Below are 22776 nucleotides of genomic sequence, written 5' to 3'. Positions count from 1 at the left end.
AGTTTGGTGGCGGATAGAAGTGTTTATAACTTAATGAATATGTAAGGAATGAGTAAGAAAAAAGTGATGACTGATAGATACAATGAAACTAGATTAAAACAAATAGTTTGATGAGAAGATAAGGAGGCAATAGGAAATGGGCATGATGATTGGGATTATTACAGGTGCAATAATAGGGGGTGTTTTATTAATCATCAGCTTCATTTTATTTTGGATAGGCAAGAGAAAACAGGAAGAAAACCGATATGCGCTATGGATGATGCTTGCAGGTTTATTAGCATTAATAACCTCTGGAAGCAATGCTTTAACATATTTCTTTTGAGGTAGTGGGAAAGAAAGGGCGATATAAATATATCGCCCTTTGAAGTGCCTTCCCGCCTAAATGCTCTATTATTGAGGAAATTTAAAATGTACCCTATGTTCTTGTTTATCCCAAATAAGATGCGCATTGAAGGTTTTTTGTCCCTTCTTAAACCCTTTTATCATGTCTGTTTCACCAGTGGCTAGTAGCTTTCTTACATTCGTCTGTGAAATGGTTTTACTAAGAATTTTCTTGGACACAGAAAATTTACAGTTTGCAGCTTTATAGTTTGAACAACCGTAAAAAGTTCCATGATCTATAATAGAGCCATTACAAAGAATACATTTTCCGACAACGGTTTTTTCTTTTTTATATTTCTTTTGATAAGGATTATTGGCACTGATTTTTTCGACTTCCTTTTGATCGAATGTCCATGCTTTTTCGCGTTCATGTGCATCGGTAATCAATTTATAGGTAAGCTTTTTTACTTGCTCCATAAATGCTTGGGGAGAAGCATGTCCTTCACCAATTTCAGCTAGTCGCTGCTCCCATTTTGCCGTCATGGAGGGTGATGTTAATAGGCTGTTTTCACCGAGCGCTTCAATTAATAGCATACCTTTAGACGTAGCAAATACTTGATTTTTCTTTATTTCAATGTACTGTCGATCTTTGAGTGTACCAATAATACCCGCTCGTGTTGCTTCAGTCCCTAAACCTTCTGTTTTAGACAAAACCTTTTCTAATTCCGCATCATCAAGATGTTTACCAGCTGTTTTCATCAATGTAATTAAATGACCTTCTGAATATCTATTAGGTGGCTGTGTTGCCCCTTGTTTAACGCTAGCTTGAGCCACAGTTCCTAGCTCATTTTCATGAAGCAGGGGAAGCATTTCTTCCTCTTCTTGAGATGAACTATCTTTAGTTGGATAAATGACTTTACGCCAGCCCTCCTCGATTTGCTCCTTCCCCTTCGATATGAACTCTGCTCGTTTATCGACAAGCGAATGAATGGTGGTGTAAGCAAAAATGGCATGGTTATAATGTGCTGCAATGACTTGTCTAGCTACTAAATCGTAAATCTTCTCTTCTTCCATGCTTAGCTTACTAAGATTAGGCATCTGTTCTGTCACAATGATTGCATGGTGGTCCGTAACCTTTTTCTCATTTACATATCTTTTGTTATGCATAATGGAGTTTATTGGGGGAGGCAGAAGGTTTTTATATTTATCCATTTTGCTCAAATTGTTTAATATAGTTGGTAGTGTTTTGGCTTCTTCGCTTGTTAAAAACTGTGAATCAGATCTTGGGTATGAAACTAAACCTTTTACATAAAGCTTTTGTAAAATATCAAGAGTTTTTTGTGGTGAAAACTTATAAGCCTTATTTGCTGTAGCCTGTAACCCTGACAAATTAAATAAAAGAGGCGGTGCGTATTCCTTTGTCTCTTTAATTATTTTTGTGATGTCTACATTTTTATGTAGACAGAAATTAGCGATGGCTATCGCTTGTTTTTCTTCCAATACTCTTGACATATTATTTTTGTGCCATTTTGCTTTTAGCATCTTACCTGCAAAATGAAAGACTGCTTCGACTTCCCAAAAAGGCTCTGATTTAAAATTCGCGATTTCATGTTCTCTATGAACAATTAATGCAAGGGTTGGGGTTTGTACTCTGCCAATGGAAAAGACATCTTTGACACCGTTTTTCTTAAGTAGAACCGTATATAATCTCGACGTATTAATACCAATTAGCCAATCTGCACAGGAACGACTTAAAGCTTCGTAATAAATATCCTTCGTTTGTGCTTCAGGTAGTAAATTAGAGAAGCCATTTTTTACCGAGTTTTCGGTTAAGGATGATATCCATAATCGCTTCATCGGTTTGTTTACACCGCATACCCTTAAAATGGTACGAATAATTAATTCCCCTTCACGACCCGCATCTCCACCGATAATAATTTCCTGAATGTCTGCTCTTTTAACTAGATTTTTGATGATAGTAAATTGTTTATACTTAGATTTAGAGACTTTATATTCAAATCGATCGGGGATAATGGGTAATGTTTCCAACTTCCACTTTTTCCATGTAGAATCATATTCTTCGGGTGTTTTTAATTCACATAGATGCCCAATTGCCCATGTGATAATTGCTCCATTTGGGAAATATGAGTTGGCTTTGACTTCAAAATATCCTGTCTTTTTAGTAAAAGAAAAGGGAGCAGCTAACTTGGCAGCTTGGTCTGGTTTTTCTGCAATTACTATTTTCATCTATCATTCTCCTGTTAATAATCATTCCAACTCTTGTCATATCATTATAAATTAATATTCAGTATAACTGTTAGAACAAGCATTTTGTCGGTCTTTTTGATAGTTATCATACAATTCTTATGAAGTCAGTGGTTACAACTTCATAAAAAATACATGTGATCTTAAGGAGGGAATTAGTTTACTCTTCTTTTTCATTTAGGACAGCCTCCAATCATCCATGATAATAAAAGTATAATCCACTGCACGAATTTTAAAAGATGAATCGTATTATGAAAAGAAGGGGGCTCGATAGGAAATATGAAAAAGTTTGCGGGCTTATGTGTTCAAGAGGTTGTTCAAACATATAGTGACACCTTAATCCGAATTGCTGTGCATCAGACAAAAAATATGTCTGAGGCAGAGGACATTGTTCAAGACGTTTTTATGACTCTTATGAAACAGAGAAAGCCCTTTGATCATGAAGATCATTTAAAAGCTTGGCTCATCAAAGTAACTTTTAATAAATGTAAGGATTACTTTAAGTCTTCCCGTGTGACGAAGACAGTGCCGATTACTGAAGAAATGTCCTTTATCGCCAAAGAGGAGCAGATGGTTCTTACGGAGATTTTTGAGCTTAGTCCAGAAGAGAGAGTCATTGTTTATTTACATTATTATGAAGGCTATACAACTGTAGAAATCGCTAATCTATTAGGAATGAATGGCAACACGATTGGCTCCAAGCTACGAAGGGCACGAATGAAATTGAAAACAATACTAGAAGAAGGGACTAAGGTCTGATGAATGCTTATAAAAATGTGCTGAAGCAAATTCATGCTTCCGATGAATTTAAGATAAAGATGCAAAACGAGATGATGGAATTTGAGCAAAAAGAAAAGAGGGCATTTATGAAAAAAGTACGAATTAGTGTGGGAAGTTTAGTTGCCTGTGCAGTAATTGCTGTAGCTGCTCCTTTAGTAAATGTAAACAATGATACTGCACTTGATTTAACGGAAAGAATTGTAGTGGATCATGCAGCTCCTGCGGCAAAAGCAGTCGTCAATATTGAAGGAAAAATCACAGAAGTCGGAAAGGATGGACTGAGCTTTACGTTGGATAACGGCATGGAAGTTGTGGTCACAGATGAGACGAAATTGGGGATAGATGGTCCCACCGCACCCCCAAAGGAAGAACAATTTTTTGAGCCAACATTTAGAGTAGGGAATCTAATAGGCGGTTTCACGGAAGATACGACGACAGACCCAGTAAACGCGGCTGTCATTTATACGAACTGGAATTTTGACAATCCTATACGCTGAGGTACAGCTAAAATACCCCCTTTAGAAATAGAACTAAAGGGGTTGCTATCATTCCTGTTTCAATGAATATTTGTATACAAACTACATCGAAAGGAATAGCAGTTTTGTCAGAACTTTTACATCTATTTTCTAAAAAAGTGGAGGGAATGATCGGGTGGGAAAGTTAAGGGATGGCTGTTACTACGGCTGTGGTGCAACCGTGACCATCCAGTATAATTGGTCAGTTATTGTACATATCAATTAACCTTAAAAGCTGGCATATCATAAATGCCAGCTTTTAAGGTTGCTGAAAGGGGTTATCCAAGTAGGGTCCCTTAATGGTAATACGCATTAACTGAGTGGCCATAAATTTTGGCGTATAGGGCATATCATTTTCTAACCACCAGACGATTACTTCAAGGAAGGCGGCAGCATAAAAACGGATAGCCATCTCACGCGGTACGGTTAATTTTTGATCATCAGGCTCCATCAATTGAATGCCACTTGATACAAAATCGATAATTATCTTTTTTAAGCCTGCCGAAAAATAAGGGATATCTTTTTCTGTGAGGTAGACTTTGTAAAGCTTACTATTCAGCGCAATTTGTTCAAACAAATGCATAAAGGTCTCATGCGGCTGATCATAATGAGGCAATAAATCGAAATCTTTCTTCTCTTCAACCGTTGGGTGAATACTACCTACTAATTCATGTAGGATTTCCTCAGAGCTTTGATACAGTAAGTCTAATTTGTCACGATAATGTAAATAAAAGGTGGCCCGGTTCAAGGTGGCCCGTTGGGTAATATCTTGCACAGTAATCTTCTCATAGCCTTGTTCATCAATTAATTCCACTAGCGCATCTCTTAATAGCTGGCGTGTTCTAATCACGCGAGGGTCCATTTTTTTCGACATTTTCAAGCTCCTTGTATTAAATTTATCGTTTATACAACACGAAAGACTTCCATGTTGTTAATGCATCAATTATCGCTCTTGTGTAGTTTGCCCTTTTTGAACAGACAGTTATAATTATATTAACGACACCGTGTCGATAATACAACTAGTTGTTAACATGTTCATGAATTATACATTTATCTGATTCAGCCATTTAGTAGCAAACGCACGGAAAAGATATGCTTGTTGCACTTTTTTAAGGGTGTCCAAACACCTGCTGAATCGAAATGAAGACTTCTTGCTTATGTCAAGGATTGGAAAAATCTTGGGGCATTTTCACAGTGGGAATGGATTGATAAAGGAAAGGAAGTTTTATAGATGGGACGTTTAAATGGGAAAGTAGCTATTATTACAGGAGCAGCGATGGGTATGGGAGCTTCTGAAGCAAAACTATTTGCACAAGAAGGAGCAAAGGTTATTGCGACAGATGTGCAAATCGAGCCGTTGAATAACTTGGTCAAAGAAATTAAAGAAAATGGTGGAGAGATTATTGCTCTTTCACATAATGTAACTTCTGAGGACGAGTGGAAGGCTGTTATTGCAGAGGCGGTGAAGGTATATGGTAAAGTCGATGTACTAGTCAACAATGCAGGAATTTCATCACCAAAAACGATCGCCAACATGGAAATGGACGAATGGAATAAAGTGATGGACATTAATTTGAATGGCTGTGTCATTGGTATGAAATATGTGATTCCAGAAATGCAAAAGGCTGGTGGCGGTTCTATCGTCAATATTTCTTCCATTGGTGGAATCGTCGGAATGGCAGGGACAAGCCCTTATACTGCAGCAAAAGGAGCACTTCGAGTGTTATCTAAATCAGCTGCAGTCGAGTATGGGAAAGATCATATTCGTGTAAATTCTGTTCATCCTGGCATTATCGTTACGCCTATGACAGCGCCAACGATGGAGGAAGGCGGCGCATTGCCTTTCTATAAAACCTATACACAACTGCCATACTTTGGTGCACCTGAGGATGTAGCCTACGGTGTGGTCTTCCTTGCCTCTGACGAATCGCGCTTTATGACAGGTGCAGAACTAGTCATTGATGGTGGCTGGACTGCGATTTAAATGAATAGCTAGGAAAAACTAGGTTTCACTAAAAATATGTGATCCTAGTTTTTTTTGTATGGATGGGGGAGATATAAAAGATATTCCCTTGTTCAAGCTTAGTCATGAAGGAATTTTACATATCCGCAAAAAAGTGAACAAGCCATCTTCTAGGTCAATAGGAAGATGATAAACCACTTATAACCTCCTACTCAAAACCCTCCTTTCGCCTGCAAATTAGCACAAACAACGAGGATACTTGTGCATATCATAGTGGGGAGTAAGCGTTTTCCTCATTATATAGAAGAAAGTCAAAACGGTAAATTTCACGAATCTGTGAACGTCACGAAAAAAAATTCATAAAAACCTTAACTATTTCATACGAAATCCGTATAATAAATCAAACAGTACGAAAATTGTCCATATTTCTCAGTAAATTGCGCGAATTTTTTAAATTGTATTGACGTAGGAATTGATAATTTGTACACTGTGTACAGTCAATTGTTTTTTGGAGGAATACAATTAATTTGAAAAAGTTAGGATTTGATAGATATGATCGTGTGTAAATTTGGTGGAACATCTGTAGCAAACGCAGAACAAATTCAAAAAGTGGCAAACATTGTGAAATCTAATTCGGCACGTAAAATCGTTGCCGTTTCAGCACCAGGCAAACGATCTGGTGACGATATAAAAGTAACCGATCTATTAATACAATTAGCAACTGCCGCGTTACAACATGAAGATACCGAAGACAAATTGCAAATTGTAGTCGATCGTTTTCGAGCAATTGCAGATGGCTTAGGGCTAGATGATGCCATTTGTGACGTGATTGCGGAAGATTTACGTGAACGTGTACAAGGTGACAAAACGAACGTGGAATTATTCATCGATAGCATTAAAGCAGCTGGTGAAGATAATAACGCTAAGCTTATTGCCGCTTATTTTAATGCCATTGGAATGCCCGCACGCTATGTAAGTCCTAAGGATGGTTTAGTGGTCAATGATTTGCCAGAAAGAACATTTGCTTTACCCGAAGCGTATGCTAATTTAGCGCCTTTAAAAGACACAAAAGAAATTATTGTGTTCCCAGGGTTCTTCGGTTACACTAAAGCGGGCGTATTGCGAACATTTGACCGCGGAGGCTCTGATATTACTGGCTCCATTTTAGCAGCAGCTGTTGAAGCGGAGTTATATGAAAACTTTACGGATGTGGATTGTGTGTTCTCTGCGAATCCGAAGGTTGTCAATGATCCAGTGGAAATTAAAGAAATTACGTATCGCGAAATGCGCGAATTATCATATGCAGGCTTTTCAGTGTTCCATGATGAAGCATTAATGCCTGTCTACAAGATTGGGGTGCCCGTTAACATAAAAAATACAAATAATCCATCAGCCCCAGGTACTCGTATCGTACCAAGTCGTCCTGCAACAGGTCGTCCCGTTACAGGTATCTCGGCAGACAGTGGTTTTTCAACTTTATATGTTTCTAAATATTTGATGAATCGTGAAGTAGGCTTTGGACGAAAGCTACTACAAATTTTAGAAGATGAGAATATTTCTTATGAACACACACCTTCTGGCTTAGACGATATTTCAGTCATTATGCGTTCGAATCAGATATCACCAGATAATGAAGAGCGTATTATTAGTCGAGTGAAAGAAGAGCTACATGCTGAGTATGTAGAAATGCGTCATGGTTTTTCGATGATTGTGATTGTTGGCGAAGGCATGCGCCATAATACAGGGTTAGCTGCCCGTGCAGCTACTGCGATTTCAAGAACTGGTGCAAACATTGAAATGATCAATCAAGGCTCTTCTGAAGTAAGTCTCGTTTTTGGTGTACTTCAGGAATATGAAAACCGCATTTTACAGGCGTTATACGAAGAATTTTTTGCCCATGCGAAAGCTTAATGACACAATTATCACTAATCCAAGGATTCTTACTTGGATTAGTGTTTTCTTTTTGCTAAGAATACGGTAAAATCGAGGGCGTACATAGTTGGGAGGGTTTTTCGTGAAGAATTTAACGATTGGTATGCTTTTTTCGATTGTTGGGATACTTTTTGTCTGTTTAACGATTATGGATATTTTACCGTCATCGACAAAAACAATGAAAGTGGTTTACATAGCGATTGGTTGGGTCTTTATCATTATTGGTTCTGTGATTCGCTTTAAAAATCTCAAGCAAAAGCAGTAACAACACGTCAAAATGGAATTGTAGCAATAGGCAAACTTATGATACAATTTCAAAGAAAATAAATAATTTGAGTATTATGAAGTTGTTAGTCTGTACAAACGTTCAGAAGGTTCAAATTTTAATAAAGAATCGACAGTACAAATTCTTCTTTGTAAGAATTTGTTTTTTTATGTTCGTCATTTATTTATCGTCAGGAGGCAAGGGAATGCCCATACTTTCAAAGGATCATATTCAAATTTTAGACCAATATGTAGCACTTCAAGCTGTTTCACCTATGAAGGTTGTATCCTCGGCCATGCATAATCCAGGCTTTGGTTATTTTACTCATCTGATGAATCGAACTGTGCCCATTACTTATGATGATCGACAGCCCCATCGTGATTTACAACATTTTTTGCAAGCACATGGTTTTCCAATCGATAACACGGTGGCGATGATGACGGCTGTCCAAGCTAAATTTGCGACCATTCGTGATTTTACATATGAAGGCATTCATCTAGTCATTATGATTACTGCTGGTCTGGGCAATGCCGTGGATATTACACGTGCTTTCCATCGTGAGGAGCAGTACCATGCAGGAACAATTAATACATGGGTGCTTATTAACGGAAAATTATCTGATGAAGCGTTATTTCAGGCTATGATTTCTACAACGGAGGCGAAGGTGAAAGCGTTAACGGATGAAGGCATAACTGATCCTACCACTGGCACGCAAGCAACGGGTACATCCACTGATAGCTTACTCATTGCTTCTACTGAAGAAGGAGACTACCATCAATATGCTGGACCTATCACAATGCTAGGTAAGGTTATTGGCTATGGTGTCTATGAAACGATGCGTGCGGCTATTCGGAAATACAAAAAAGATAAAGAGGAGAAGGCGTTATGATTGCCATAGTGATTGCCTGTATCATAGGGATAATTTTCGATGTTTTAGTAGGAGACCCTCCGAAGCTTCCGCATCCCGTGCGATGGATTGGCAAGCTGATTCAATCACAAACAGCTTTGTGGAATCGAGGCAAGTGGCGGAAACTGCGTGGTATGGTGATGGCACTGGCAGTTGTAGGGACAACGATGTTTGTGGTCACACTTATTTTACTACTCAGCTATCAGGTAAGCTTAATTTTTGGCATTTTGGTGGAAGGACTTTTAATTGGCATTGGGCTGGCGCAGCGTAGCTTGAAGGAGGCAGCACTGGCAGTTTATGAGCCCCTTGTAAAAGGTGATTTTGCGGAAGCACGGGTCAAATTATCTTGGATTGTTGGGCGTGATACCGAAAAGCTGGGAGAAGATGAAATTGTACGTGGTGTTGTAGAGACCGTTTCGGAAAATACAAGTGATGGGGTGACCGCCCCACTATTTTATGCCTTTTTATTTGGGGCTATCGGTTTATGGGGCTATAAGGCTGTCAATACGTTAGATTCCATGGTCGGCTATAAAAACGAAACATTCAAAGATTTTGGCATGTTTTCGGCCAAACTTGATGATGTCCTGAATTTTATTCCAAGTCGTATCACTGGCTTTCTTATGGTGCTAGGTACAAAAAATGAAACGAGTTACTCATTTGGACAACGATTAAAGCGGTGGGCGCAAGACGCTAAAAAGCATCCAAGTCCTAATAGTGGTTATTTAGAGGCCGCAACGGCAGTACAGCTTGGCGTACAACTAGGCGGAAAAAATACCTATCAAGGCGTTATTTCTCAACGTGCGATTATGGGAGAAAAATTAGTTCCTCTAACAAAGGAACATATAATGGCATCTATTATTCAAATGCGTATTGCCATGGTGCTCTTTACGCTTGTCATGTTAGCAGTGGAGGTGTTCATTTATGCTATTACCTAATCACGGAGCAAATCCGCAAAATGTTTATCAGCAATTAGGTTTAACGATGCCTGAAGAGGTATATGATTTTAGTGAAAATGTCAATGCGGCAGGACCACCATCCTTTGTCGAAGCACGTTGGCGTACATTTTACCCGCTCATTCAACGCTATCCAGATCCGGATGGAGAGCCTTTTCTAACAAAGGTCGCTGCTTTTCATCAAGTGAAGAAGGACATGGTTTTACTAGGCAACGGGGCGTCAGAGCTCTTTAGTATTATTGCGAGGCGTTATGCTCAAAAGCGCGTCATCGTTGTACATCCTACTTTTTCAGAATATGAGCGAACATTGCGAGCTGCAGGGGCTATTATTATTCCGATTTTGGTGACGGACTTTATCCAATATACGTTGCCAATGGAACGGCTTAAACAAGAAATGGTGGAGGCAGACGCACTCTATATTTGTACACCGAATAATCCAACAGGTGTATTGCCAAAGAAGGAAGCTATACTAGACTTATTGGAGCATGGTCGAGCTGTCAAATGTGAGCTTGTCATCGATGAAGCTTTTATGGATTGGGTTGATGAGGCGAATTCCCTCATTCACGAAAGTGTGGAAAATTCACATGTCCTTGTGGTGCGTTCGATGACTAAAATGTATGCAATACCTGGCTTGCGCCTAGGCTATTTAGTTGCTCATACCTCCATCGTAAACGAGCTAAAGGACATGCTCCCACATTGGAATTTAAATGCCTTTGCACTCGTTATTGGTGCAGGCTGTTTGGATGAGCAGCATTATAGTCAGCAGGCAATTGCCTATGCGACAACGCAAAGGGAGCAGTTGCATCGTTTTTTACAAGAAAACGGCTGTCGTGTCACTAATAGTGTGACAAATTATGTGTGTTTTTCATTGCCAAAGGAGCAGCAGGCGGACGCCTTTTTTACGTATTGTTTAGCACAGGGAGTTGTCCTGCGTCATACGAAAAACTTTAAAGGATTACAGGGCGAATGGTTCCGTATTGGGATTAAAGATATTGCGGCCATGACATATTTACATAATTGTCTGCAGGCGTGGTTTAACGCAAATAAGGGGAGAGAAAAGTGACAACTTTTTATCTAGTAAGACATGGGGAAACACAATGGAATCAGGAGCAGAGACTACAAGGGTGGTTGGACTCTCCGCTAACCGACAATGGCAGAGAAGCGGCTGCTAGATTACAGCAGCAACTACAGTCAATCCCATTTGCGGCAGCTTACAGTAGTTCAAGTGGTCGTGCGAAGGAAACGATGGATATTTTGACGGCTCAACGCCAATTACCAGTTTACTATGAGGATAATTTGCGGGAAATCTGTTTAGGGAATTGGCAAGGTAAGAAAATTGAGGATATTTTGCTGACAGATGGGCTAGATTATGAGCTCTATACGAAGTACCCAGCTCAATTTATGGCAACCCATACGGAAAGCTTTGGTGCTGTCACAGAAAGAGCAATGTATACATTGAAAAAGATAGCGGAGCAGCACCGAGATGAGCATATTTTGATCGTTTCCCATGCAGTGACGATTAAATGTATGATTAATGCCATTTTACAGCGCAATATTGGTGAGCTTTGGTCAGCTCCATATATTCATGGGACAAGCGTCACTGTGATTGAAGGTCAGGGACAGCAATGGGTAATCCAAGAGATTGGTACGCTACATCATTTACAATAGGAGGTTTTACAAATGCCCCTCGTTTTTATTACAGGTGGTGTGCGTAGTGGCAAATCTCATTTTGCAGAACAAGCCGCCATACAGTATTACCAAACGCAGCCTAGTACAGAAAAACGGTTAATGTATATTGCCTCTGGTATTGCTTTAGATGATGAAATGAAGAAGCGAATTGATCGCCATCAAGCTGATCGACTAGCTCAGCCCATGCAATGGATAACAGTAGAGGCCCCTTATAACATCGCGCCCGTATTTGAGACACTCAAGGATGGGGATGTGGTGCTATGGGATTGCGTCACTACTTGGCTCACTAATGCGTTTTATGAAGGCTATGAAAGTGGAGCGCCATGTTTAACGAAGCCTGGCTGTTTAGCATCCAAGCTACACACTGTTAAACAGGCCATCCTTTCTCTGCTAACGAAGAACGTGACATTATTAGTGGTGTCAAATGAGCTGTTTGATGAACCTCCTTATCAAAGTGAAGAGGTGGAGCTGTATCGAAGAACTTTAGGACAATTTCATCAATGGTTTGTTGTGATGGCTCAAGAAGCGTTTGAAATGAATTATGGTATCTTAAAGAGATGGAAATAAGGGAAAAGGAAGGCAAGACAATGAAAAATGTTTGGTATAGCCTACTGTTGGCATTTCAATTTTTTACGGTTTTGCCAGTACATAAGGAATTACCTCTAAAAAGGTCAACGATTACAGGTATGTTTGCTTGCTTGCCATGGATAGGTGCCTTGATGGGGACAACTGTAGCTGGAGTCCTTTACAGTCTTACACAATGGACAGCCAGTAGCGAGGTCATGCTCGCCTTTATCGTCATCGGGCTGTTTGCTTTATGGACAGGCGGTTTACATTTGGATGGCTTTATTGACATGGGGGATGCGTATTTTTCTTATCGAGATCGGGACAAACGACTTGAGATTTTAGATGATCCTCGGGTAGGTGCTTTCGGAGTGCTATCCATACTATTTTTGTTATTTGGAAAATTTGTTGTTCTACATGAGCTTTTTGTGCAACATAAATTTGCATTATGGATGGTCGTATTCATTCCTTTTTTAACAAGGGTTGGCATGAGCTTTTATTTTATGTCACTTAACTGTTCAAAGGAAAAAGGGCTTGCCTTTTTCTTTCAGTCTCATCTACACGCGAAACGATTAAAAATAATGATGCTGCTGTTCCTTTTATTGGCCATGCCGGTTGTGCTGATCATCACAAAGTTCTCGATGCTCCCAATTATATTAGTCCTCGTTTTAGCGCTTGCGCTTGTTATTTTTCGCCAATTTACATTGCGTAATTTTGGTGGTGTCTCGGGAGATTTACTAGGTGCATCTATTGAAGGGATGGAGGTTGTATTATGGGTGACATTGTTACTGTGTGCTTAATGCGGCATGCGCCGACAAAGGCCAATTTAGAAAAGCGTTATCTGGGATGGACGGATGCACCATTAGCTGATACCTCCAAGCTCTCTGTCGTGGATGCATCTATCGAAACGGTATATGGCAGTGATTTACAACGCTGTCGCACCACGGCTGCCCATTATTTCCCAAATGCTAGCTATTATGCAGATGCTCGCTTACGAGAATCAAATTTTGGTGAATTTGAAGGGAAAACCTATGAGGATTTAAAAAAGGATGCTCGTTACCGTGCATGGTTGGATGATCCTATTCACTTCCCACCGCCACAGGGAGAGGCTTTTGATGATTTTGTAGCACGAGTTGTGGAAGGCTTCAATGATTTGCCGAAGATGGAGGATCATTATTTCTTAGTCGTTCATGGCGGAGTGATTCGTGCCTTACTCGTTGCTTATGCGCCAACAGAGCAGCCTTTTTGGTCATACCAAGTGCCACATGATCACCAATTTCATTTAACTTTTACTAGAAAGGCTTGGGAGGAGGGAGCTAGATGCATGTTTTTATCGGAGGCGCCTATAACGGAAAAACCGATTATGTGATGCGTTTATATGAACAGCACGATGTGGTACTTGTCGAAGGCGATCTACCGGATGTTGCACCAGCCTGTGAAATCCTTGTCATTAAACATGTGGAAAAATGGCTTTTGACACAAAACCTTGAGGAAGATGAGGTCGTGGTACAATCCGTCCTCACTAAATTAACAGCCCTTGCCCAACATTGTTCGCTGGTACTTATTGTGACAGATATGGGCCGCGGTGTTGTACCGATGGAAAAACAAGCTCGTTTATTACGTGATACGTGTGGTCGCTTATACCAGGCATTATTTGCTGAAGCAGAGCAAGTCGTACGTATTTGGTACGGGATTGGCGAGCAACTCAAATGAGATCAACATACTAACGGAAAAGAGGAAATGCAATGGATCGACAAACATTAATGACATGGATACTAACGGCTATGGTAGCAGCCATTTGTGCAGTAGGAGCCGCCATTAAAGTACCCGCATTTATTTCGACTGCAGCACTGGATTCGGCACCTGCCTTTTTAGGTGTTGTCTTTTTATCGCCATTATTAGCTGGGATAGCTGGATTCATTGGTCATTTTATTAGCGCATTAACGGCTGGCTTCCCACTTGGTCCACTCCATGTAATTATTGCAGTAGAGATGTTTATTGTTGTTTGGATTTTTGGAATCATGCATAAAAAAGGTATGCATTTTTGGAAATGGCCAGTTGCCCTTGTATTGAACGGCATCGTGGCACCACTTCCATTTTATTTTATTATTAGTCCTGCCTTTTTCTGGGGTGCTCTAGGGAGTATTTTCATCGCAACGGCTATAAATTTAATCATTGTAGCTGTGGTCATGCCCATTCTTTCGAAGGTTTTTGTGCGTAAGGCAGGTCGCGTTTAGTGAGAAATGCTATGAAAGTGGGCGCGTTTATTGCGACAATGGATAATGCGGCGGCCATTGGGGAGAAGCCACAAGATATTGTGCCAGCTTCCGATCAATTGACAGCCTATATGACAGCCCGTGTGACATTTTTAGAGCAGCTGGCTGCACAGGCACTTCCTATTCAAATTTTACTCGCTAATTTTTCAGGGGATGCTGCATGGTCACGCTATGAAAGAGGCATTCAGCAAGTGTTCGAGGAAACAGGCCTTCCCTGTCCAGTCATTGCAGGCAGTTCGGAATCCAATATGCCAACTTTACAGTCTGGTCTAGCAATTACTATGCTTGGGGAAATACAACAGCGAAAAGCATGGGACCTTGAACAGCTTAGTTGGTACACATACGGCTTACCACTTGTTGGCGAGGAACTATTAGCACAGCCTGATGATGTGGCGCAGTTGCAACCTATTTATCAGGCATGGCTGGCAGAAATCGTTCAGCAAGTGTGGCCTGTCGGATCTAAGGGACTTCAGGGTGAGTGTGCGCGTCTTTTTGGCCAGCAATTAGTTGAATGTTCACATGATATGACCAAATCAGCAGGACCAAGTACAGTGATTTTACTTGGTATGGATCCAGAAAAAGAGCAGTTGGCACATCAATTTTTCCAAAGAAATTTTGAGAAACTGCGGATAAGTGCTGAGTAAAACGACTGCTTTGAAAATAATCCAACGAGCGGTACAAGAATTATTTAAAGCGACCTTCATGAATAGACGAGGGCACTGAAAAATTTATGTTTTCATAAAAGCGAACCTTTTTCAGATAAAAATAAGGCACTTCTTGTTCAATTTTGAACAGGAAGTGCCTTATTTCTGTCTCACTGGATCTTCTGTTGCCATATCCAAATGACATATCATACTTTGAGCGCTCTACTAGGTCGACGTCTGATACATCATTAATCGCTTTTAATAATAAGTACTTAAACATGCGAATTGGAGGAATGGTATTACGTCCATTATCTAAACAATATTTTGTTTTTAGCTCTTCTAAAAAAAATGAAAATTCAACAAGTTCATTGACCTGGCGAAGCATGTTATCTTTTGGCACAACAATATCATAGATTGCCATGTATGGACTTAAATTAAGGGTTTCCTAATTTGAAATCATTGGGGCTCCACCTACATATTCATTCTTTTATTATAAAGGAAAGTGTGACTAAAATAATAGTATGATACATTGCGTTGTTTGCAGAAGCATCGCTCGACTCCTGCGGGAAAGCGAGACAGACGAGACCCCGCACGAAGCGAAGCGTAGGAGGAGACTCGGCGCTCGCCCGCGGAAAGCGAGCGGAATGCTTCGGAAAACAACAATAGAGTCACAGTGCCAAATGAAAAAAAGATATGGACTTTTTCAGTGCCCTTTGTATAGGCATGGGGGCTTTTTATTTGGATGGATATCAGCCATATGCTCGACGATATCTCCTCATTTAGTTAAATCTCAACTATTACGAGTCTCGAAAAAATATTGTCAAATGGGAATGGTTTTCAGTTATAATGAGGAACGAGTGGGATTTAAATAGAACGGAGACGAATGTATGCAGGCAATCAAACAGCTAGGGCAGTATTTGGAGCCCTATAAATTTTTCACCTTTATAGCTCCTCTTTTAATGGTGCTGGAGGTGACAATGGATTTAATTCAGCCGACCATTATGCAGCATATGATTGATACAGGGATTGTCAATGGTGATCATGCTTATGTGCTGAGTATGTTTGTGTGGATGCTAGCAAGTGCAGTACTTGGGCTTGTTGGTGGGGTTGGTTGCTCGTATTATAGCTCGAAGGCTGCGATTCATTTTGCTTCGGATGTTCGGCAAGCTCTCTATCAGAAAATGATGACGTATTCAGCTAAAGAACGGGATGCCTTTACGACTGGCAAGCTAATTACCATTTTAACGAGCGATGTTGAAAGCCTTCAACGCGCGTTTATGATGACGCTGCGTATTTTTGTGCGTGGGCCGCTACTCTTTATCGGGGCAGTCATTATCGTGTTTGTAACAGCACGGGAACTTTTTTCCATACTTCTTATTATTGTGCCGATTTTGATTGTGGCTATGTATTTTTTCACGAAGTATTCGGGTCTGCTGTATCGTCGCGTACAAGAGGCTATTGATGCGGTGAATACGAAGCTACAGGAAAATTTAGCGGGTATCCGTGTCGTTAAAGCCTTTCGTCGGGAAACCCAACAGGTATCCCAATTTAGTGAGCTAAATGATGGGCTGACAAAACGTTTCATCACTGCAGAACAAATTGTAGGGGTGCTTGTGCCATTTACCATGTTCGTCGTTAACATTGGGATTGTCGCGGCACTTTGGCTTGGTGCCGTTAAGGTTGAGGCAGGTACATTAAAGGTTGGGGTTATTCTCGCATTTATCAACTACTTAACCATTATCTTAAATGGCTTAATGTCTTCCAGTATGGTGCTGATGCAAATTGCGCGTGCATTGCCTTCAGGAGAACGAATTGTGGATGTCTTAAATATGGATATTGCCGTGAAAGAGGCAGAACTTGCAAGGACAGATTCGATAAAAGGGGCCATTGAATTTGACCATGTGAGTTATCGTTACTATGATACAGCAGAGGATGTTCTTAAAAACATTTCGTTTTCTGTGAAACCGGGGCAAACAGTTGGTATTATTGGGAAAACAGGTAGCGGTAAATCAACACTTGTAAAGCTTTTACCGCGCTTATTCGATCCAACAGGAGGAGCTATTTACATAGATGGTAACCCCCTTTTAGCATATTCTTTATCCACGTTACGGGACCATATAGGATTTACCTCACAAAAGGCCTTATTGTTTTCTGGGACGATTGAAAAAAATATACGCCTTGGTAACGAACGGGCAACGGCAGAGGAAATACAACAGGCATTAGATGCTGCCTGTGCCAGCGAATTTGTGGAGCGCCTTGATAAGGGCTTAGCACATGAGTTGTCACAGGGAGCAACGAATCTCTCAGGTGGGCAAAAGCAACGCTTAGCTTTAAGCCGAGCATTCGTTCGAAAGCCAGCTATTCTCGTGCTGGATGATACGACCTCAGCCCTTGATAGTGCTTCAGAAAAACATGTGCAGCAGGCCATTGCTGCGCATTTTCAAGACACGACGACATTGATTGTAGCTTCAAAAATTGCCTCGATACAGCAGGCAGATATCATAGTTGTCTTAGAGGATGGCGAGATGGTTGGGCAAGGGACGCATCAACAGCTACTTCAAAATAATGTACATTACCAAGCAATTTACGCGTCACAGCAAAAGGCTGGTGAAGAAGAATGAGTCAACATCAAGCAAAGCAAATGAATTTTGGGCGAGGGCCTCGTATAGGTGGGCCAGCTGAAAGAGCGAAAAATCAAAAGGCAACACTGACAAGAGTTTGGCACTATGTCAAACAGCAAAAAATAGGACTGTATTTTTCGATCTTCTTGGTGATCGCTTCCACTTTTTTAAGCTTGGCGGGACCCTATTTGATAGGCCATATCATTGATGATTACATTATGAAAAAAGATATAGATGGGACCATCCGACTAGGAATCATATTAGCTGTGATTTTTACGGTAGCATCGATTCTGACATGGCTGCAAACCTATGTCATGATTCATGTGGCGATGAAAACGATTCGGACATTGCGTCTAGTGCTGTTTCAAAAGCTACAAACGCTCACATTAAGATTTTTTGACCAGCGTGCGCTCGGTGATTTAATGAGTCGTGTCACAAATGATATCGATAATTTAAATACAGCGCTTGCTCAAAGTGTGACGCAAATTGTATCATCCATCTTAACGGTCGTGGGTGTTAGTATTGCCATGTTCACATTAAGCTGGCCATTAGCGATTGTTACCTTAATCATTATTCCGCTTATCGTTTTCACTACTAAGCAAATTATCAAGCGCAGCAGTAAAAATTATGCGGCGCGTCAACGAGATCTTGGTAAGCTGAATGGCTATATTGAGGAAATGATGACAGGTGCAGAGGTACTCACGCTATTTGGCAAGGAACAGCAATCCATTGACACGTTCCATCAGCAAAATGAAAACTTGCGAAAATCCGCACTACGCGCAGAGATTACATCAGGCTTATTAGGACCTATTAATAACTTTATGAATAACCTTGGCCTCGCGATAGTGATCGGGACAGGAGCTCTTTTAGCGGTGAAAGGGTATGTAACAGTTGGTATTATCGCTGCATTTGTCACCTATACAAGGCAATTTTTTCGCCCGCTCAATCAATTATCAAACCTTTTAAACACCTTTCAGTCGGCTATTGCTGGAGCAGAGCGTGTATTTGAAATAGTAGATGAACCATCAGAGGTAGCTGATCGACCTGAGGCTATTGAGGCTCCGTCCTTAAAAGGAGATGTCGATTTCAAGCAAGTATCGTTTAGCTATGAGCAAGGGAAGCCCATTCTCCAAAACATTAACTTCCACGTAAGGGCAGGAGAAACGATAGCTCTTGTCGGGCCTACTGGCTCAGGGAAAACAACCATTATTAATTTACTAACACGTTTTTATGACGTGGATCAGGGTGAAATTTTAATTGATGGGCACAATATTGAACACTATAAAATGTCTACGATTCGCGAAAGGGTAGGTGTGGTTTTACAGGATACCTATTTGTTCTCTGGCACAATTCGTGATAACATTCGCTTTGGAAAGTTGGATGCGACGGATGCTGAGGTTGTGGAAGCAGCAAAAATTGCGAATGCCCATCATTTTATAAAATATTTACCTATACAATACGATACGCCTGTTCAAGCGGGTGGCGCTAATTTAAGTCAGGGACAACGCCAGCTCATTGCTATTGCCCGTGCTATTTTGGAGAACGCGGATATTTTAATTTTAGATGAAGCGACATCCAGTGTGGATACGCAAACGGAAGTCGATATTCAAAAGGGCTTACAGCATTTAATGCAGGGTCGCACCAGCTTTGTCATCGCCCATCGTTTGAAAACCATTGAGAATGCGGATAAAATTCTCGTTATACAGCAGGGCGTAATTATTGAACAAGGCAATCATCAAGCGTTGATGGAACAACAAGGGATGTATCGTCAACTCCAACAAAAGCTATTGTTAGAGCAGGCAGAATAGGGAATAATAGGGATGAACAATGCAATTTTGTGAAGGCGAGGGATACACATGTATGAATTAAAGACGAAAGAAACCGATGCAAGTGTCATTGAATTTATTGAAAGTGTCGATCATCCAAAAAAACGGGAAGATGCCTATCGACTACTGGATATTTTTACGGAGGTCTCTGGCTACGAGGCTAAAATGTGGGGACCAAGTATTATTGGGTTTGGTCATTATCATTACAAATACCAAACAGGCCATGAAGGCGATGCACCACTTGTCGGATTCTCCCCTCGCAAGGCAAAAATTAGTTTATACTTTGCACCAGGTGATCGTGAGCGAGAGCAGCTATTACAGCAGTTTGGTAAACACACAACAGGGAAAGCTTGCGTTTATATTAATAAACTCGCTGATGTTGAAGAAACTATTTTAAAGGCTCTTATTCAACAGTCTATCGCCTTTTTACAGAAAACCTATCCAAATGAATGACTCAAAGAAAGCTGCCACATGATGTAGGCAGCTTTTTTGTGTTCATAGACAAGAATTTCAACTTACCTAGCAAATAGGTTAATAAAATTTAATGAGATATTTATTTTTCGTATGTATCCTTACAAGTATCAACGGAGAGGAGAGGCGTATGAAAAATATCATAAAGAAAATGTTTATTTATTTGGTGTTCATCGTATCGATCGGTATCGTAGCCGTCAGTATGTACCACTATAGTTTGACCCAAAAGGAGGAGGCCATTTTACGTAATAAAGGCATGATGGTAAATATTGATGGTCAGAGCATGAATGTCTATCGGGAGGGGGCTGGGGAGGATACGTATGTTTTTATGGCAGGGTCAGGCATTGCAGCCCCTGTTTATGAGTTAAAGGGGCTTTATAGTAAGTTTTCGCAGCACCATCAAATTGCTGTAGTGGACCGAGCAGGCTATGGCTTTAGTGAAATTGCCCATGATGAAAGAGCTATTGATACCATTCTTATGCAAACAAGGGAGGCTCTTCTGGCAAGCGGGCTCCAGCCGCCCTATATTCTTGTTCCTCACTCTATTTCAGGACTTGAAGCGATTTACTGGGCACAAAAATACCCAGAAGAAGTGAAGGGGATTATCGCTCTGGATATTGGCTTACCTAGTCAATATGTAAAGCATAAAATGAGCACCTTCGATAGATGGATGGTGAAGGGGGTAAGTCTAGCTACTAGCGTTGGTTTACACCGCCTAGTGCCATCACAGGTATATAATCCACAAGTTCTGAACATGTCCTTTTTAACGACTGAGGAAAAGGAAATCTATCAGGCGTTGTCCTTTAAGCAATTTTTTAATGAAGATATGAAAAATGAGCTGTTACACGTCTATGAAAATAGTTTACAATCAGAACAGCTTCCATTGCCGCAAGAAACCCCAATGTTAATCGTGGATGCTATTTCCAAGGAAAATGTACATTCAAAATATACAGAGCAAAACCGGCAGGATTACGCAGACTTTGCGAAGCAATTCACTCATGCCGTAGTGAAAGAGGTAAGTGGCACCCATAGTATATACCTGTATCAACCAGATGCAATCTATCAACTAGCGATGGATTTTATGAAAACGAATGCTGATGAGAGAGGTCGTTAACATGAAAGGATTTCGAATTTTAATTGTAGAAGATGATCACATGATTGGTGATTTACTTCAAAAAATAATGCAACGTGAAGGCTATGAGGCCGTGTGGAAAACAGATGGCAGAGATGTAATGAGGCTCATTCATGATGTAGATTTAGTCATTATGGACATTATGCTACCAGGAGAGGATGGCTACCAATTAAGCAGAAATATTAAACAACTAGGCTTAAATATTCCTATCATTTTTCTATCGGCACGTAGTGATATTGAAAGCAAACTAGAAGGTTTAACCGTTGGTGAAGATTATTTGACAAAGCCGTTTGATCCAAGGGAGCTATTATTGAGAATCCAAAAAATGCTAGTGCAACAATATGGAACGTTTACACAAATACAGCATTTACTCATTGACGGAGAGCATCGAAAAGTATTTCATCAACATCTTCAAAACGAAATTTCATTAACGGCAATAGAACGAAAAATTTTCTTTTATTTATTTGATAACCGTGACAGAGTTTTAACAAAGGAACACTTTTTTGATTATTTATGGCCGTTGGATGATCGTAATCATAATATTCTTAATGTCTACATAAAAAAGATTCGGACAAAGTTGGATGATTCAACAGGCATGATTGTACAAAATATATATGGAGAAGGGTATCGTCTAAATACCCATTTAAGAAATGACGTTAAAAACTAAATATAGAACCCTTTTATTTGTAGCAATTGGGAGTGTGCCCGTCGTTTTATTAGGTATTAGTGTGTTTATGTCCATACTTTATAACAAGGCTTTTAAAACGAAAAATAATGGCATCCCATTCCATGAATCCTTTGCATATCCTGTTATGCTTCTTGCATTTGTACTGTCTTTAGGGATTCTTGCCTTACTATTTTCCACATCCATTCATTCATTATTAGCTAGAATTACCATGCTCAATCAAACAATCCGGGAACTCGCGAGTAATGAACGGATACCCGATACGTTAACGGTAAGCAGTGAGGATGAATTAGGGCAGTTAATTCATTCTGTCAATCTTTTAATTGAGCGCACGACTTATCGGGAATTAGAGTTAGCACAACAGCAGGAGCTCCAAAAAGAGCTACTCCAAAAATTGAGACATGACATCCATACCCCTTTGACAGCGATTCGTTTGCAATTGTTTTATTTAGAAGATCAACTACAAGAGCAGCCAAAACTGGTGGAATCGTTAAATGAACAAATTCAGTATATCGCGAATTTAACGAATGAATTGCCATACCAGTCTTTTGATACGAGCGAAAATTCCTTTGTCGTTCAGGAAGAAGTTCGGCCAGCTTTACTATTGGAGATTATGATTAGGAAATGGAGTTATTTATACAGCATGCAAAATATTGCTCTTCATTTTTATCCAAAGGATGCAGAGGCAATCTGGACAAGTAATGAACTATGGTTACAACGTTTATTTGATAATGTCTTCCAAAATACGTTAAAGCATGCCCAAGCAACCAAACTTGTGGTGACGATTAAAGGAGGCGAAGTATGGATGTCTGATGATGGCATCGGCTTCCATTCTGACGTCGAACAGAGCGGACTTGGACTGAAAATTATCCAAGATATTGCTAGAACCTTGAACATTGTAGTTTCTTTACAATCCACCGAGGAGGGTACGACCTTTCGCTTTACTCCGTCATAAAAAAACAACGGA

General features: G+C 40.3%; 24 protein-coding genes and 1 pseudogene. 22 read left to right on the top strand and 3 right to left on the bottom strand.

All coding sequences use genetic code 11. The features are described 5' to 3' along the window. The first annotated feature begins 136 nt into the window (after window positions 1-136). Window positions 137-322 carry a hypothetical protein gene (locus tag AC3CH7_RS01050; protein WP_036166283.1) on the top strand — a complete coding sequence of 62 codons (186 nt, stop codon included), beginning with the start codon at window positions 137-139 and terminating at the stop codon, window positions 320-322. 68 nt (window positions 323-390) lie between these two features. Here AC3CH7_RS01050 and AC3CH7_RS01045 read toward each other — a convergent pair whose 3' ends face one another. Beyond that, complete coding sequence (locus AC3CH7_RS01045) at window positions 391-2568, bottom strand: DNA topoisomerase III (protein ID WP_036161385.1); 2178 nt, start codon at window positions 2566-2568, stop codon at window positions 391-393. A 297-nt stretch (window positions 2569-2865) separates the two neighbouring features. Between AC3CH7_RS01045 and AC3CH7_RS01040 the strand changes: the two genes are divergently transcribed. Together AC3CH7_RS01040 and AC3CH7_RS01035 are read left to right on the top strand one after the other, a co-directional pair. Next, entirely contained in the window at window positions 2866-3345 is a 480-nt protein-coding gene (locus tag AC3CH7_RS01040) for an RNA polymerase sigma factor (protein ID WP_488381515.1), read from the top strand. Continuing rightward, a complete protein-coding gene (locus AC3CH7_RS01035) occupies window positions 3345-3863 on the top strand; it encodes a hypothetical protein (RefSeq protein WP_012294076.1) in 519 nt (172 codons plus the stop codon). The genes AC3CH7_RS01040 and AC3CH7_RS01035 overlap by 1 nt, the downstream gene beginning before the upstream one ends. Window positions 3864-4140: 277 nt before the next feature. Here the strand turns inward: AC3CH7_RS01035 and AC3CH7_RS01030 are convergent, their stop codons facing one another. Further along, window positions 4141-4755 (bottom strand): TetR/AcrR family transcriptional regulator, encoded by a 615-nt coding sequence (locus tag AC3CH7_RS01030; RefSeq protein WP_012294077.1) that lies wholly within the window; start codon window positions 4753-4755, stop codon window positions 4141-4143. Between the two features lie 357 nt (window positions 4756-5112). Here AC3CH7_RS01030 and AC3CH7_RS01025 point away from each other — a divergent pair, with 357 nt between their 5' ends. From AC3CH7_RS01025 to AC3CH7_RS00965, 13 genes are all read left to right on the top strand, one after another. Further along, window positions 5113-5865, top strand: a complete 753-nt coding sequence (locus tag AC3CH7_RS01025) for an SDR family NAD(P)-dependent oxidoreductase (protein ID WP_036215700.1) — start codon at window positions 5113-5115, stop codon at window positions 5863-5865. 531 nt (window positions 5866-6396) lie between these two features. Next, the gene (locus tag AC3CH7_RS01020) at window positions 6397-7755 is read left to right on the top strand and encodes an aspartate kinase (RefSeq protein WP_012294079.1); all 1359 of its coding nucleotides are present in this window, start codon (window positions 6397-6399) and stop codon (window positions 7753-7755) included. A gap of 103 nt (window positions 7756-7858) precedes the next feature. After that, window positions 7859-8041 (top strand): hypothetical protein, encoded by a 183-nt coding sequence (locus AC3CH7_RS01015; RefSeq protein WP_031419837.1) that lies wholly within the window; start codon window positions 7859-7861, stop codon window positions 8039-8041. A gap of 205 nt (window positions 8042-8246) precedes the next feature. Beyond that, window positions 8247-8930 carry an adenosylcobinamide amidohydrolase gene (locus AC3CH7_RS01010; protein WP_031419839.1) on the top strand — a complete coding sequence of 228 codons (684 nt, stop codon included), beginning with the start codon at window positions 8247-8249 and terminating at the stop codon, window positions 8928-8930. Further along, a complete protein-coding gene (gene cbiB, locus AC3CH7_RS01005) occupies window positions 8927-9883 on the top strand; it encodes an adenosylcobinamide-phosphate synthase CbiB (RefSeq protein ID WP_036215706.1) in 957 nt (318 codons plus the stop codon). The genes AC3CH7_RS01010 and cbiB overlap by 4 nt, the downstream gene beginning before the upstream one ends. After that, window positions 9870-10964, top strand: a complete 1095-nt coding sequence (locus tag AC3CH7_RS01000; protein WP_012294083.1) for a pyridoxal phosphate-dependent aminotransferase — start codon at window positions 9870-9872, stop codon at window positions 10962-10964. Before cbiB ends, AC3CH7_RS01000 begins: the two co-directional genes overlap by 14 nt. Next, complete coding sequence (locus AC3CH7_RS00995; RefSeq protein WP_012294084.1) at window positions 10961-11569, top strand: histidine phosphatase family protein; 609 nt, start codon at window positions 10961-10963, stop codon at window positions 11567-11569. The genes AC3CH7_RS01000 and AC3CH7_RS00995 overlap by 4 nt, the downstream gene beginning before the upstream one ends. A gap of 12 nt (window positions 11570-11581) precedes the next feature. Beyond that, window positions 11582-12157, top strand: a complete 576-nt coding sequence (locus AC3CH7_RS00990; RefSeq protein ID WP_012294085.1) for a bifunctional adenosylcobinamide kinase/adenosylcobinamide-phosphate guanylyltransferase — start codon at window positions 11582-11584, stop codon at window positions 12155-12157. Window positions 12158-12177: 20 nt separating this feature from the next. Continuing rightward, on the top strand, window positions 12178-12954 hold the full coding sequence (gene cobS, locus AC3CH7_RS00985; protein WP_200991172.1) for an adenosylcobinamide-GDP ribazoletransferase: 777 nt from the start codon (window positions 12178-12180) through the stop codon (window positions 12952-12954). Continuing rightward, complete coding sequence (locus tag AC3CH7_RS00980) at window positions 12927-13523, top strand: histidine phosphatase family protein (protein ID WP_197149475.1); 597 nt, start codon at window positions 12927-12929, stop codon at window positions 13521-13523. Before cobS ends, AC3CH7_RS00980 begins: the two co-directional genes overlap by 28 nt. Continuing rightward, the gene (locus AC3CH7_RS00975; protein WP_447402848.1) at window positions 13475-13867 is read left to right on the top strand and encodes a bifunctional adenosylcobinamide kinase/adenosylcobinamide-phosphate guanylyltransferase; all 393 of its coding nucleotides are present in this window, start codon (window positions 13475-13477) and stop codon (window positions 13865-13867) included. The genes AC3CH7_RS00980 and AC3CH7_RS00975 overlap by 49 nt, the downstream gene beginning before the upstream one ends. A 32-nt stretch (window positions 13868-13899) precedes the next feature. After that, complete coding sequence (locus AC3CH7_RS00970) at window positions 13900-14391, top strand: ECF transporter S component (RefSeq protein WP_036166270.1); 492 nt, start codon at window positions 13900-13902, stop codon at window positions 14389-14391. Continuing rightward, window positions 14391-15074 (top strand): hypothetical protein, encoded by a 684-nt coding sequence (locus AC3CH7_RS00965; RefSeq protein ID WP_036161398.1) that lies wholly within the window; start codon window positions 14391-14393, stop codon window positions 15072-15074. The genes AC3CH7_RS00970 and AC3CH7_RS00965 overlap by 1 nt, the downstream gene beginning before the upstream one ends. A gap of 190 nt (window positions 15075-15264) precedes the next feature. Here AC3CH7_RS00965 and AC3CH7_RS00960 read toward each other — a convergent pair. After that, window positions 15265-15495: pseudogene (locus AC3CH7_RS00960) on the bottom strand (transposase); the annotation flags it as partial. A gap of 466 nt (window positions 15496-15961) precedes the next feature. Between AC3CH7_RS00960 and AC3CH7_RS00955 the strand changes: the two are divergent. The 6 genes from AC3CH7_RS00955 to AC3CH7_RS00930 all read left to right on the top strand — a co-directional run bounded on the left by AC3CH7_RS00955 (window position 15962) and on the right by AC3CH7_RS00930 (window position 22764). Beyond that, window positions 15962-17695 carry an ABC transporter ATP-binding protein gene (locus AC3CH7_RS00955; RefSeq protein WP_197148874.1) on the top strand — a complete coding sequence of 578 codons (1734 nt, stop codon included), beginning with the start codon at window positions 15962-15964 and terminating at the stop codon, window positions 17693-17695. Then, entirely contained in the window at window positions 17692-19503 is a 1812-nt protein-coding gene (locus tag AC3CH7_RS00950) for an ABC transporter ATP-binding protein (RefSeq protein ID WP_488381514.1), read from the top strand. The genes AC3CH7_RS00955 and AC3CH7_RS00950 overlap by 4 nt, the downstream gene beginning before the upstream one ends. Before the next feature lie 48 nt (window positions 19504-19551). Beyond that, entirely contained in the window at window positions 19552-19974 is a 423-nt protein-coding gene (locus AC3CH7_RS00945) for a DUF1801 domain-containing protein (protein WP_031419881.1), read from the top strand. Between the two features lie 148 nt (window positions 19975-20122). Continuing rightward, window positions 20123-21106, top strand: a complete 984-nt coding sequence (locus AC3CH7_RS00940) for an alpha/beta fold hydrolase (RefSeq protein WP_031419882.1) — start codon at window positions 20123-20125, stop codon at window positions 21104-21106. 1 nt (window position 21107) lies between these two features. Then, window positions 21108-21791 carry a response regulator transcription factor gene (locus AC3CH7_RS00935; RefSeq protein WP_012294098.1) on the top strand — a complete coding sequence of 228 codons (684 nt, stop codon included), beginning with the start codon at window positions 21108-21110 and terminating at the stop codon, window positions 21789-21791. After that, the gene (locus AC3CH7_RS00930) at window positions 21775-22764 is read left to right on the top strand and encodes a sensor histidine kinase (RefSeq protein ID WP_031419885.1); all 990 of its coding nucleotides are present in this window, start codon (window positions 21775-21777) and stop codon (window positions 22762-22764) included. Before AC3CH7_RS00935 ends, AC3CH7_RS00930 begins: the two co-directional genes overlap by 17 nt. The last annotated feature ends 12 nt before the right edge of the window (window positions 22765-22776 follow it).

It is taken from the genome of Lysinibacillus sp. F12 (assembly GCF_057773605.1).
The sequence above is the reverse complement of the archived record's forward strand: the minus strand, read 5'-3'. Positions and strand labels throughout refer to the sequence as shown.

What these genes read in the sequence shown, in the direction of transcription:
- AC3CH7_RS01045 (WP_036161385.1), bottom strand. Translation starts at nt 2,568, where the DNA reads ATGAAAATAGTAATTGCAGAAAAACCAGACCAAGCTGCCAAGTTAGCT.
- AC3CH7_RS00980 (WP_197149475.1), top strand. Translation starts at nt 12,927, where the DNA reads ATGGGTGACATTGTTACTGTGTGCTTAATGCGGCATGCGCCGACAAAG.
- AC3CH7_RS00930 (WP_031419885.1), top strand. Translation starts at nt 21,775, where the DNA reads ATGACGTTAAAAACTAAATATAGAACCCTTTTATTTGTAGCAATTGGG.
- AC3CH7_RS00955 (WP_197148874.1), top strand. Translation starts at nt 15,962, where the DNA reads ATGCAGGCAATCAAACAGCTAGGGCAGTATTTGGAGCCCTATAAATTT.
- AC3CH7_RS01010 (WP_031419839.1), top strand. Translation starts at nt 8,247, where the DNA reads ATGCCCATACTTTCAAAGGATCATATTCAAATTTTAGACCAATATGTA.
- AC3CH7_RS00975 (WP_447402848.1), top strand. Translation starts at nt 13,475, where the DNA reads ATGCATGTTTTTATCGGAGGCGCCTATAACGGAAAAACCGATTATGTG.
- AC3CH7_RS01050 (WP_036166283.1), top strand. Translation starts at nt 137, where the DNA reads ATGGGCATGATGATTGGGATTATTACAGGTGCAATAATAGGGGGTGTT.
- AC3CH7_RS01030 (WP_012294077.1), bottom strand. Translation starts at nt 4,755, where the DNA reads ATGTCGAAAAAAATGGACCCTCGCGTGATTAGAACACGCCAGCTATTA.
- cobS (WP_200991172.1), top strand. Translation starts at nt 12,178, where the DNA reads ATGAAAAATGTTTGGTATAGCCTACTGTTGGCATTTCAATTTTTTACG.
- AC3CH7_RS00970 (WP_036166270.1), top strand. Translation starts at nt 13,900, where the DNA reads ATGGATCGACAAACATTAATGACATGGATACTAACGGCTATGGTAGCA.
- AC3CH7_RS00935 (WP_012294098.1), top strand. Translation starts at nt 21,108, where the DNA reads ATGAAAGGATTTCGAATTTTAATTGTAGAAGATGATCACATGATTGGT.
- AC3CH7_RS01025 (WP_036215700.1), top strand. Translation starts at nt 5,113, where the DNA reads ATGGGACGTTTAAATGGGAAAGTAGCTATTATTACAGGAGCAGCGATG.
- AC3CH7_RS00945 (WP_031419881.1), top strand. Translation starts at nt 19,552, where the DNA reads ATGTATGAATTAAAGACGAAAGAAACCGATGCAAGTGTCATTGAATTT.
- cbiB (WP_036215706.1), top strand. Translation starts at nt 8,927, where the DNA reads ATGATTGCCATAGTGATTGCCTGTATCATAGGGATAATTTTCGATGTT.
- AC3CH7_RS00990 (WP_012294085.1), top strand. Translation starts at nt 11,582, where the DNA reads ATGCCCCTCGTTTTTATTACAGGTGGTGTGCGTAGTGGCAAATCTCAT.
- AC3CH7_RS01035 (WP_012294076.1), top strand. Translation starts at nt 3,345, where the DNA reads ATGAATGCTTATAAAAATGTGCTGAAGCAAATTCATGCTTCCGATGAA.
- AC3CH7_RS00940 (WP_031419882.1), top strand. Translation starts at nt 20,123, where the DNA reads ATGAAAAATATCATAAAGAAAATGTTTATTTATTTGGTGTTCATCGTA.
- AC3CH7_RS01000 (WP_012294083.1), top strand. Translation starts at nt 9,870, where the DNA reads ATGCTATTACCTAATCACGGAGCAAATCCGCAAAATGTTTATCAGCAA.
- AC3CH7_RS01020 (WP_012294079.1), top strand. Translation starts at nt 6,397, where the DNA reads ATGATCGTGTGTAAATTTGGTGGAACATCTGTAGCAAACGCAGAACAA.
- AC3CH7_RS01040 (WP_488381515.1), top strand. Translation starts at nt 2,866, where the DNA reads ATGAAAAAGTTTGCGGGCTTATGTGTTCAAGAGGTTGTTCAAACATAT.
- AC3CH7_RS00950 (WP_488381514.1), top strand. Translation starts at nt 17,692, where the DNA reads ATGAGTCAACATCAAGCAAAGCAAATGAATTTTGGGCGAGGGCCTCGT.